The following is an 11,866-nucleotide window of genomic DNA, read 5'->3' as shown; positions in this document are numbered from 1 at the left end:
AATCGGCCGCAGACCCATCCTTAGGCGAAAAAACATTTAAACAAAAAACCATTACAGGAAAAATTGCCTATCCAGTATTATCCTCAGTTTCCCAAAGTTATCCCAGTCCTAAGGGTAGGTTATCCACGTGTTACTGAGCCGTACGCCACGAGCCTAAACTCGTTCGACTTGCATGGCTTAATCGAATCCCAATAGCAGTAGCATCTGCCAGGATCAAACAGAATTGAACACAAAACAGAATACTATATTGACAATATAGTTATTGAAGTACACATAAAAAAATATATAGACGAGTATTACACAAAAAATTTGACAAAAACTAAAAGTTTCTATAATCAAATTTCACCACATCTACAAAACATACATCATACCCGAAAAACTCAGGTACTCACAAAAGCACATTCATTAATAATCTAATAAACATGATAAATTATAGCTACATGCAGAAAAGCAACCATCACAGTCACACATTGCCCAATGCAATAAAACTCAAGCCATCGCCATAAAACACATAGCACATCTAATAGATACACAAATCATATCAACAAAAACAACTAAAAAACACTGCAAAAACAAACAAAAAATAAAAACAAAAACAAATAATGAAAATAATAAAAAAATAATAGAAAATAAAATATACAATAAAAAAAATCAACAATAAAATCAATAATAAATTGAAAAACATATTATGAAAAATTACAATTAATGGAGAATAAATTAGGTATTACAAAAAATAAAATATTTAATACATACCTTTTTTATATAACTGGAGACCAATAAGAATCATGATTACATATATAAAATTTTCTATCTAATTCAAATAAAAATTACTTTATATATTACTATCCAAAACTATTATTGGTGATAAAATATGAAGTTCGGTATAGAATTCGTACCAAATCAACCTTTGGATGAAATTGTAAAATTAGTAAAATTAGCTGAAGATGTGGGTTTTGAATATGCATGGATTACTGACCACTACAACAACAAAAATGTATACGAAACCTTAGCATTACTTGCAGCAAACACTGAAACTATTAAAATGGGTCCTGGTGTAACCAACCCATATGTAAGAAGCCCTGCAATCGCAGCTTCTGCAATTGCAACCATTGATGAAATTTCAGAAGGAAGAGCAACTTTCGGTATTGGTCCTGGTGACAAAGCAACTTTCGATGCTTTAGGAATTGAGTGGACTAAACCTGTATCTACAATTAAAGCAGCAATTGCTGACATTAACACTTTATTGGCTGGTGACAAAACTGAAGGTGGAGCAGCATTAGGTGGAGTAAAAGCAGTCCAAGAACACATTCCTATTTACATGGGTGCACAAGGACCTAAAATGTTAGAAACTGCTGGAGAAATCGCAGATGGTGTATTAATTAATGCTTCTAACCCTAAAGATTACGAAGCAGCTATGCCAATGATTAAAAAAGGAATTGAAGCAGCTGGAGATAAAGAATTTGATGTAGGTGCATACACTGCAACTTCTATCGGACCTGACTCAGATGCAGCTAAAAATGCAGCTAAAATTGTAGTTGCATTCATTGCAGCAGGATCCCCTCCACAAGTTATCGAAAGACATGGATTGCCTGAAGGATTCAACGAAAAAATGGGTGGATTCTTAGCTAAAGGTGACTTCGGTGGAGCTATCGGTGCAGTAACTGATGAAGCACTCGATGCATTCTCAGTATGTGGTACTCCTGATGAATTCATTCCAAAAATTGAAGGCTTAGCTGAAATGGGCGTAACTCAATATGTAGCAGGTTCTCCTGTTGGTAAAAATGTAGAAGAGTCCATTAAATTATTAGGAGATGTAATTGCAAGTTTCTAAACTTGCTTACTTTTTTCTTTTTTATTTTTTTAACCCATATATACACAACTTATTAATAAAAACTTTTTTTCAGCAATACTTTTTAATTACAAAAGCATCATAATAATATTATTACATTAATATAATTTGCAGGTATTATGATGGAAATTGAAAATTTAACAAAAGATATAAGAGCGAGAGCTTTTGAGAAAAAAGATCCGAAAACTCCAGAGCAAGTTGGAGCAAGTTGGTATAATGATGATTTAACTTATGAGGGTATTTCAAAAACATTATTTATGATATTGCCAACACCAGGATGTTCATGGGCACTTGGCGATAGTGGTGGATGTACAATGTGCAGTTATGTGTCTGATTGTACATTAGAACCAATTGATACTGAAACTATTCTTAGAATATTTAATGACCATTTATCAAGACATCCAATAAATGAAGAAGATAAAATTTCAGTAAAATTATTCGCATCAGGAAGTTTCCTAAACCCCTACGAACTTCCAAAAGATGCACGTGATGAAATTTTAAAAACATTGGTAAACTTAGGCAATGTTACTGAAATTATTGTCGAGTCTAGACCAGAATATGTGAAAGAAGAATACTTAGATGAAATATTTGAAATAATAGGAGATACTTTATTTGAAGTAAGTATTGGTCTTGAAACATCAAATGATTACACTAGACTTAAAAAAATAAACAAAGGTTTTACCCGTGATGATTTTGAAAATGCTACAAAATTAATGCAACATCAAAGAAAAACAAAAGGATATAATTTGAAAACAAAAGCATATATTTTTGTAAAGCCGATTCTCGTATCCGAAAAACAAGCGATAACAGAAGCAATAGAAACTGCAGAATATTGTGATTCCATTAATGTTGATAGACTTTCATTCTGTCCTGCAACAATACATGGTGGAACTGTAATCGAAAGGTTATGGAGAAAAGGGGCTTATCAACCACCTTGGATTTGGTCATGTGTTGAAATTATAAATACTGTACGTGATGAATTAAGCATACCTGCACTTTTAGACACATCAGGATTTGGATCAAGACGTGGTCCATATAACTGTAAGAAATGTAATAAAGATTTAAAACAGATTATAATAGCTAACAATTTAACACAAAACAAAATTGAATATGAATGTGAATGTAAAAATGAATGGTTAGCTGAAATTAATAATTCAGATATGAATAACTCAACTGTTAAAGTTAAACATATCCCATTATATTAATATAATTAAAAATATTAATTAATTATAGGGGGAAATTATGAAAACTAAATTTGTTAGTTTACTGTCCATACTTCTCGGATTAATAATTGTCATTTTTCCAATAATGGGAGTTATTGGAGTTGGTTCCTTAATTGGTTTATCCGCATTATTAATGTCTATTTATTTACTTATCGTTGGAATAGCAATAATAGATTATAATAATAGTGGTGCGATACTTGATTTAGTTTTAGGACTTATACTTTTATTCTTAAGTATCTGTTTAATATTCAATCCATCATTACTTGGATTTTTAACTGAAATTTCAATGTATTTTGCAGGAATAATGTTAATTATTGTTGCTGTTGTCTCATTAATAAATAACCGCAATTCAAGATACGGATTTTATAGTGGAATCATTGGAATCATACTTGGTTTATTATATATAATTATTGGAACTTACCTCTCAAACCCAATTATTCTTGGTACTTTAATCGGAATATGGTTAGTGATAAGTGGTATTTTAAAATTAATGGATAGATAACTATCCTCTTTTCTTTTTTTGGTGTTAATATTGATTGGAATTAGTGCAGATTTTGACCCTGTTCATAAAGGTCATGAAAAGTTAATTAAAGAAGCTAGAAAATTAGCTGATAATGAAAACAAAAAAGTTGTTGTTTATTTAAATAAGGGATTCAGTGCAAATCACGCTCCTTTTTTTGTTAATTTCGAAGCGCGTAGAGATATGGCATTGGCTTTAGGTGTTGACGAGGTTAAATCTTTTGAAGGATTGCATCATAGATTAGTTCTGTCTTACAGTGTGCCGATTAGGCTTAAACAAATGATTGATGATGGAATAACTGATTATATTACATCAGCAAGCATTTCACTTGATGAAATTAAATCAAAAGCACAAAAGTTTATTGATGAAGGAAATTTTGTTGGAATGCCAAAAAGTTACACTAACAGGAATGAAATCCGTTGGTATGCTATAAATCAGTTTCTCGGATCAAAACTTAATTATCATGTAGTAAAAGAATTCAATAAAGACAAATATTCCGGGAGACTCATTAGACAATCAATAATCGATAACGGAATGGTAATAACAGATGATGTTAAAAAATTACTCCCAAAAACAACTATCGAGATTCTTCAACATGAAATTGATGCCGATAGAATTCCAGAAAATAGAAATTGGGTAGAAATCTATAAAAAAATGAACACATATTCCAGAGGAAACCTTGAAAAAATAGCTTACCTTAACGGAAACACAATAAACGAAATTATTAAAAGAAGAGTTTATAGAGATCCGGAATCTATTTGGGCAGTTTTTAGAAGATCTAATTACGGTCCCGTAATGACAAGATTAGCAATCAGTTCAATTGAAATGGGAGTTACAAAAAAAGAAGTAATGGATTTAATGAAAGGTTATGAATCACAAGGAGTTATTCCAGATAATCAAAAAGTCCAGAGAGTAATTGATAGAGCATGGTATGTTGCAACTAGCAGATTAGATGCACGTGAAGCTAATGAAAAATTTAGAAATGAAAAGATTGAGGTTAATTCTCCATTATGTTTAGAAGCAGGCCTAAATTTAACTAAATTTGAAACAAAAATAACCAAAGAAGGATTGAAAACAGATTTATATGTAGATAAAAATGGTAAAATATCTGTTCAGTTTAAAAGTGAAGGCAAAAAGATTAAAACAAATTTAAGACTTCCAGCAGAAGAAGTTACATATTTAAGATACATTATGGACTCTCATTTTATTCCGGTTAATGGACATATAAAAAAATCTGAAAAAGGATTTAAAGTTAAAGTAATTATTGGTTAAGCTTTTTTAATGCTGCTCTAACCATACTTAAATTATTTTTATTAAAATAATTTATTATTTCTTCAATCTCTTCAGATTTTCTTTTTGAATTATTTAATGTATTATTTATTCTTGAGATAGATTTCTCTCTAAAGTTATCCCCTTCTGTTAGTGATAAAATATCAAAAAACTCTTCTTCTAAATCATATTCTCTGGAAAGTTCTGTTGATTCAATTAAAATAGCAGACAATGTTTTTGTATAACTACTTCTAAGTAATTTTAAAATAGCTACATCACCAACATTGTCACTAATTTTTTTGGTTTGCAAAAATCCATTTAAAAATAATAATTCTTCTGCTTTTTCACCAGAGATATATAAATAAGGATTAGGAGAATCTATTTTTCCAATTATTGCACCATCAACAAGATTTTCAACATGCTGATTTATTTTAAAAGTAGTATCAGGAGAAATATTGTTTAAATCTAAGTAGATTCCTTTTGTAAACTTTCCATAATTTTCTGCAGCTTCAAGTGCACTTTTTGGAGAATTTGCAGAAATTAAAATATCACAAGCAACAGCCACATCCTTAAATGTATCCAGAACTTTAATTTTAGATTTCTCAATAGCATCAATTGTTTTAGGAGATCTATCTTCCATCGAAGTTATAAATGTAATATCATCTGATTTAATTAATTTTACTAAATTTTTTGAAACATTTCCAAATCCAATTAAACCAATAATCATAATATCCTCATTGTTTTTTAAAAAGAAGCATATCATGCAAATTTGCACCAATGTGTCTTGCAATAGTATTGCATTTTACACATAATAAGAAGTAAATATCTTTATCAGATAGATCTATTTCAGTCAATCCTTCATAATTTCCCATACCTTTTGAAATTATGAATTCATGACTATCAAAAATTTGTCTAAATTCATCTGAAATTTCACTATCCACATAACCAACAGTTCCAGCCCCTATATCAACAAGTTCTCCGAATTCATCGAGTCCCACCTCCAATGCTTCAACCATTGTTGCATCATTTAAAATAGGTTCTGATTTGACTGCAATTGTAATATTCAAATCATATTCTTTAATTTTACTTAGAAGTAATTTATCAAATACAATCTCACCAGTATTATCCACTAAATATAACACTTTATCATGTGTTTTTAGAGAATTTTCAAATTCCTCAATATCCTTAACAGCCAAATCTTTTTTAAGTGAATTTTTAATTACACTTTCAATATCATCGTCTAATGTAAATGCACCAAAGTCTAGAATGTTACCAATAATAGCTATTTTAACATAATTTTCCAAACTGTCATCTTCAGTCAATATCTTTTTAACTTCAGGCAAGTATTTAATAGCAATTTCATTACCTTCAACTTTTTCTTTATAATATGGATCCATGCAACCAGTTTTTTGTTTAATAATATTATGCATTGAAGAACCGGTGCTATTTGAATTAGTACCTTCTCTGAAAGTAACACTTAAAAATTTGAAAATTTCACCCATTACTTCCATTTTAAGATTTTCATCATCAGTTGATAAATCTAAAGCTTCACGAGCCTGTCTTAAAAAACAAGGCCCACATTCATAACTAATATCCAAAATTAACCACCATATATTATTTGAACTAATTGAATTTCATCACCGTTTTCAATTACAGTATCCTCAATTACAAGTTCACCATTTTGTTTTGACACAATAGTTTGAGCAGATAATTGTAATTCATCAAGCAAATCTTTAATTGTATAATTATCATTAGGTAATACTCTTTTCTCATTTATTGATTTATATTTCAATATAAATTGCAATTTATCACATTCCCAATTCTTCTAAAAATGAACAAGCCTTACATAATTCATTAGCTGCAGGTTCACCACATTTACTACATCTTCCATGATTAAATTCTTTTTTTAATTCCTTTTTCAATACATTTTTAATTTTATCATATCCTCTGAGTGTAGAATATTTAATTGTAGGGTGTTTTTCAGCTAAATGATTAATAACTTCAGAAATTTCACCTCTAAATGACTGCATCGCATAAGGACAACTGTCAAAATGAACTTCCAATTCTTTTGCAACAACATATAATCCGATTTCACGTTCAGGTATTTCACGTAAAGGTTTGATTTTAACTGTGAATTCTTCTGCCTTAGATTCTGATTTTGCACCTAATTTAGTCAAATTATCAATATTTCCTTCAAGATAATTCATTAGGATTCCTTGAACTTCATCGTCCAAGTTATGTCCTGTAGCTATTTTTGTTGCACCCATTTCTCGAGCTGCTTTATTGATGATAGTTCTTCTAAATACACCGCAGTATGTACAAGAACCTTTATGATTTTCTTTCTGCATTATTTCATCTAGAGTAATCCCATATTCATCTTTTAAGGACACTACTTTATGTTCAATACCCAATCTCTCAGCATGCCTAATAGCTATATCAACACCATCCTGCCTATAATTATCGATTCCTTCATCAACTGTAACGGCGCAAAGCTCAATAATGTGCATTTGACGGAATGTATTTAATATTTCAAGTGTTGTTACACTATCCTTTCCACCAGATAATGCTACTAAAACTTTATCCCCCTTATCTAACAGTTTTTCTTTTCTAATAGTCTTTATAGCTTTCTTCTCAATTGATTCAATAAAACAATCCTTACATAATAATTGACCAGATTGTTCCTTTTTAATAATAACCTTAGGATTACCACATTTACTACATTGCATATTAATACCTACATCTGTTCTACAAATTGTGCAAGTTGGTTTAAAGTATTAACTTCAAATATTTGTGCTCCTGCATCCCTATACAATGAAACACAGCTGTCCACAACATCCCATTTATTTTTATCTTCCGGATTTAAAATTATAAGTTTTTTAGAATCTTTTACCATCTCTTCAACAATTTCCACACTAGCTGGAATACCATTAACCTTTGGTCCTGCCCAATCACGGCAATCTGATAAAATAATCACGTAAGATTTATTATTAATATTAGCTTGTTCTTGAAAGCTTTTAAATGAGGAGTACATATCTGAAGTACCATGAACCATTAAATTTTTAACTCGCAAATCTTTAACTTTTACGAATGAATCAATTAAATATTCTTCTTTTAAAGCATCAGTAGTTTCAATTACTTTGTTATCAAATTCGAAAGTTCTTGATCGTTTAAATGCTGTTTGTGCTGAAAACATCAACATGAAAAACCAGCTGCTAATCCATTCACATGACCCGCTGATATCATTTAAAAATAAATGTTCATTTTTGTGAGGTCTTGGTTTTGCTTTTACAAGTTCAAAAGGAACTCCACCATATTTTAAGTTAGCTCTTATGGTTCTCCTAATGTCAATTTTATTAGAAGTTGTTTTAGTTTTTCTTCGTGAACGTTTATTAGCAATTCTTTTACCCAACCTTTGGCAAATCTCAAGCATGCGAGGATCAAAACGATTTAATTTTGTCAAATCTTTATTCATCAACTCACCATCACGCTCAAGTTTTTTAGCCTCATCAAGTAACGGTTGGCCAGAAAGCATTTTTAATTTTTCATTTGTAATTTTCTCTTTTTGAACTTTACTTGCCATGCTTCCTTGTTTTTTGATTACATATTTGTTAGATTTAGGTCCAGTACCCTCATATGCCTTACTTTTTTGAAGTTGTTCAGGCATTTCAACCTTTTTATTAACAGTGAATACTTCATCAAATATTTTATTGAATTTAGGAATATCATATCTATCCTTAACATAAATTGCCATTAATGCGGTTTTTAGTAGATTCCTATCGCTTTCACCTAAATTCTTATAAATTTGCACAGCTGCCTGAGTACTCCTAACACTTACGGGCAAATCTTTTTCTCTTAACTGAGCGGACAAAGTTGCTATTTTTGTTAACATTTTATCTTTTATTAAAAATATCCTTTAAAACTCTTTTTTTATCGCTTTCAGTTTTAATAGCTACACCAACACTATCTTTTAAGGACTGATCTAAATTTTTAGTTCCTAAATTCATAACTGATTGAACCCAATCCACAGTACCTCTAACAGATGGTTTTTTCATTAAGTTGAGGTTACGTATATCATGAACTAATTTAACAACATATGATACAGTTTCATCATCTGCATTATGTAATTTTGATTTAACAATTTCAATTTCACGTTCAATGCTGGGATATGGAATGTATAAAAACAAACATCTGTCTTTTGTCTCATCAAGTAATGACCTTTGAGAATTTGATGTTAAAATGACAATCAAATCATTGTTTAATTGAAAAGTACCAAGATCATTGATAGTTATTTCTTGTTCTCCTAATGCCTGGAGTAAAAAACTTTCTACTTCCTCATCAGCTTTATCGATTTCATCTATTAACAATACTGAATCATTATCATTTAAAAATGCATTAAGTAAAGGCCTTCTTATGAAGAACTCTTCATCAAATATTTTATCTTCACGAACTGAATCATTTCTAGCGGCTTCCAAATGAAGTAATTGTTTTTGATAATTCCATTCGCCAACAATTTGTTCAAAAGTAATTCCTTCATAACATTGTATTCTAAAAAAATCCCTATTGAATGTTTTTGCAACTACTTTTGCTAATTCTGTTTTCCCAACACCCGGCGGTCCTTCTATAAGCATCGGTTTTCCAAGTAATAATGATAAATATAAAGTAGTTGAAATTTCATTGTTTGAAACATAATTTGAATCTAAAAGACTTTTATCAATATCCTTAATACTAATATTTTCAGCTTGCAATTCTTAAACCTTCATGAAAAATTTATTATAAGATAAGATTTAATCTAAATTTATTTAAAGTTTGTGTAATATAAGTAATAATATTTAATTATATAAAATATGGGAGGTATAATATGAAAGCTGATAATGCAATCATAATTGTATTAGTAGTATTGATAATACTTTGTGGAGCAGTTGCTCTTGTTATTACTAACAATGGAATTTCATTTAATAATACAAGTGATTCTGTAGTGAACAATACAACCAATACAACCAATATCACTGCTAATGATACTGATGAAACTGGTGCGACTCATGATACCGGACTTGTAGCTTCCAGTTCAGATGATGGTTCCAGTTACAGTAGTAGTGGATATAGCAGCAGTAGTGGCTCAAACAGCGGTTCTAGTTCAGGACATCAAAGTGACAACTCTCAAAGTTCAAGCGGAAGTGAATCCAGTTCAGGATCAGAATCCAATTCAGAACCAGAATCTGATAGTGCAGGACAAAGTGAAGGCTCATCCGCAGACTTCGAATAAAACTATTTTTTAAATTCATCAGGATTTTTGAATAAATCAAAATCCTGAACATATTCTTTTCCAGTAATCATAGCAATTTCTGCTTTTTGTAATTCTGAACCTAGATATGCTGCATGCTCCATTCTTGTAACCAATTCTTTTGTAATGATTTCTTCATAAATTTCCCGAGCATTATGCCCTACAATTACAATATCCGGCTTATTTTTCTTGAAGTGAGTGGCAGTAATCTTACTATGCTTAACCGTAGTTCCATAATCAACATTGATTTTAAAACTGCCTGCCTTATCCCTTATGAATTTCATAGGCTTTTCTTGCATAGTTTCTGGAATGCCATCCCTCTCATTTAATATAATATCATTTCTTTTATGTTTATCTTTAAATGCAACTAAATTAATCCCCAGATCTTTTGGAATGGATTTCCTATGTTTTGCAAGAAACATCATTTTAGATGCTGTAGCTAATTCATAAACACTACCTCTTGTCTTCCCACTTTCTTCAGGTGTAAACAATATGCTTACACCCAATTCCATACCAATTCCTGCAAGTAAAACATTAACTCCACCAGAATCAGCATCCATTAACTCAGTAACATTGCCCACACCAAAAAACATTGGTGCAGGATTTGTTTTATGGAATTCATTACAAGCGATTATGGATTCAACAATGCTAGAACTATTTACAGGATCTAAAATTAAATCTGCAACATATTTTAAACCTTCAGTATCTTTAATCAACTGATTCATTGCTTCAACTCTTTCAGCCGGAGATTTTGGAGACTTACCTTGTGAAAAGTTTGTTGGAAGTAAAACAGCAGGAATGTTTTTTTCTTTTAGAATTTCTTTAACTTCAGAGTTATTGCCTAAATCAAGACTTAAAACAAGATCAATACCATTTTCAGCTGCAACCTTTATTTCATTTGTATTTAATGTGTCAATACTTAATGGCCTACCACCAACAATAGGGCGCAGTGTATCAATTAATTCAGGAATTTTATCTGAGAAATCTTCACCTGCAGCCATCCCTATATCAATCATATCTGCTCCTGAATCAACAAAATACTGGCATTTATTAATCAATGCTTCTTTTGATAAAAAAGGTGCATTAGCAATCTCAGACAATACCCTCATTGGAAAATCTTCCCCAACTGGAAGATTCTTGATTAAAATATTATTTGGTTTTTTTAGAAGTTTTTCAATATTTTCTTTATCATTTTCAAATTCGTCAATGAATTTAAAAGCTTTTTTTCTCTTTTCTTCATCAATCAACTTATCTGCAGGTTTATCTTCAGACAATTCAATAGTACCCACTAAATTTAAAACCATTGCAAGATCCGCCCCATCAGTGGATCCTTTAAATGTAGGAATTCCAAGTTCTTTAGTTATTTCTTTTGTTCCTTTTTTAATCAAACCTGGAACTAAAATCATATCAATTTCATCTAATTGATTTGAAAAACAAGTTTTTACTTCTTTAATTATTTGTTTAGGAGTTAAAAATGCTGCAACTTGAGTATTATCTGCAATGTGTACAATTATATCCTCTTTTGAATTTGAAACTACCTCTTTTATTAAAGGATATGCCAACTCCCCTGTGATAATCAGAACTTTCATAATAACATTCCAACCAGATTTTTTCTAATATATTATATTTATTATACAATATATTAAATCCTTTTAAAAAAATTGAATTATTAAACATTGTAATACTCTAATAAAAAGTAACATAAAACTTTATATATTTTGGAA

12 protein-coding genes and 1 rRNA gene are annotated in these 11,866 nt (G+C 30.3%); 5 read left to right on the top strand and 8 right to left on the bottom strand.

Features of this window, described 5'->3' with window-relative positions; genetic code table 11:
• A 16S ribosomal RNA gene (locus EDC42_RS03660) occupies positions 1–224 on the bottom strand; the annotation flags it as partial.
• Between the two features lie 647 nt (positions 225–871).
• Here EDC42_RS03660 and mer point away from each other — a divergent pair.
• The 4 genes from mer (at position 872) to EDC42_RS03640 (ending at position 4,864) form a co-directional block, all read left to right on the top strand.
• Positions 872–1,831 (top strand): 5,10-methylenetetrahydromethanopterin reductase, encoded by a 960-nt coding sequence (gene mer / locus EDC42_RS03655; protein WP_069575072.1) that lies wholly within the window; start codon positions 872–874, stop codon positions 1,829–1,831.
• 140 nt (positions 1,832–1,971) lie between these two features.
• Entirely contained in the window at positions 1,972–3,054 is a 1,083-nt protein-coding gene (locus EDC42_RS03650; protein ID WP_069575106.1) for an archaeosine biosynthesis radical SAM protein RaSEA, read from the top strand.
• Positions 3,055–3,091: 37 nt separating this feature from the next.
• Entirely contained in the window at positions 3,092–3,574 is a 483-nt protein-coding gene (locus tag EDC42_RS03645) for a DUF308 domain-containing protein (protein WP_069575073.1), read from the top strand.
• Between the two features lie 21 nt (positions 3,575–3,595).
• The gene (locus tag EDC42_RS03640; RefSeq protein WP_069575074.1) at positions 3,596–4,864 is read left to right on the top strand and encodes an adenylyltransferase/cytidyltransferase family protein; all 1,269 of its coding nucleotides are present in this window, start codon (positions 3,596–3,598) and stop codon (positions 4,862–4,864) included.
• On the opposite strand, the gene EDC42_RS03635 is transcribed toward EDC42_RS03640, so the two are convergent.
• The 6 genes from EDC42_RS03635 to EDC42_RS03610 are packed head-to-tail and all read right to left on the bottom strand — an operon-like array spanning position 4,854 to position 9,606.
• Positions 4,854–5,588: a Rossmann-fold NAD(P)-binding domain-containing protein gene (locus EDC42_RS03635; protein WP_069575107.1), complete on the bottom strand. Its 735-nt coding sequence runs from the start codon at positions 5,586–5,588 to the stop codon at positions 4,854–4,856. The two genes, EDC42_RS03640 and EDC42_RS03635, sit on opposite strands and share 11 nt — an antisense overlap.
• A 7-nt stretch (positions 5,589–5,595) precedes the next feature.
• The gene (locus tag EDC42_RS03630) at positions 5,596–6,459 is read right to left on the bottom strand and encodes a damage-control phosphatase ARMT1 family protein (RefSeq protein ID WP_069575075.1); all 864 of its coding nucleotides are present in this window, start codon (positions 6,457–6,459) and stop codon (positions 5,596–5,598) included.
• Positions 6,460–6,461: 2 nt separating this feature from the next.
• Positions 6,462–6,665, bottom strand: coding sequence for a MoaD/ThiS family protein (locus EDC42_RS03625; protein WP_069575076.1), 204 nt, complete (start codon positions 6,663–6,665; stop codon positions 6,462–6,464).
• A 4-nt stretch (positions 6,666–6,669) separates the two neighbouring features.
• Entirely contained in the window at positions 6,670–7,587 is a 918-nt protein-coding gene (locus EDC42_RS03620; RefSeq protein WP_069575077.1) for a TIGR00269 family protein, read from the bottom strand.
• An 8-nt stretch (positions 7,588–7,595) separates the two neighbouring features.
• Positions 7,596–8,750, bottom strand: coding sequence for a vWA domain-containing protein (locus EDC42_RS03615; RefSeq protein ID WP_069575078.1), 1,155 nt, complete (start codon positions 8,748–8,750; stop codon positions 7,596–7,598).
• A gap of 1 nt (position 8,751) precedes the next feature.
• Positions 8,752–9,606 carry an AAA family ATPase gene (locus EDC42_RS03610; protein ID WP_069575079.1) on the bottom strand — a complete coding sequence of 285 codons (855 nt, stop codon included), beginning with the start codon at positions 9,604–9,606 and terminating at the stop codon, positions 8,752–8,754.
• Between the two features lie 113 nt (positions 9,607–9,719).
• Here EDC42_RS03610 and EDC42_RS03605 point away from each other — a divergent pair, with 113 nt between their 5' ends.
• Entirely contained in the window at positions 9,720–10,124 is a 405-nt protein-coding gene (locus tag EDC42_RS03605; protein ID WP_069575080.1) for a hypothetical protein, read from the top strand.
• 2 nt (positions 10,125–10,126) lie between these two features.
• Here the strand turns inward: EDC42_RS03605 and EDC42_RS03600 are convergent, their stop codons facing one another.
• Positions 10,127–11,731, bottom strand: a complete 1,605-nt coding sequence (locus EDC42_RS03600; protein ID WP_069575081.1) for a dihydropteroate synthase-like protein — start codon at positions 11,729–11,731, stop codon at positions 10,127–10,129.
• Between the last annotated feature and the right edge of the window lie 135 nt (positions 11,732–11,866).

The sequence above is a fragment of the Methanobrevibacter gottschalkii DSM 11977 genome, from assembly GCF_003814835.1.
Taxonomy (GTDB): Archaea; Methanobacteriota; Methanobacteria; order Methanobacteriales; family Methanobacteriaceae; genus Methanocatella; species Methanocatella gottschalkii.
This window is presented reverse-complemented; position numbering and strand designations above follow the sequence as displayed.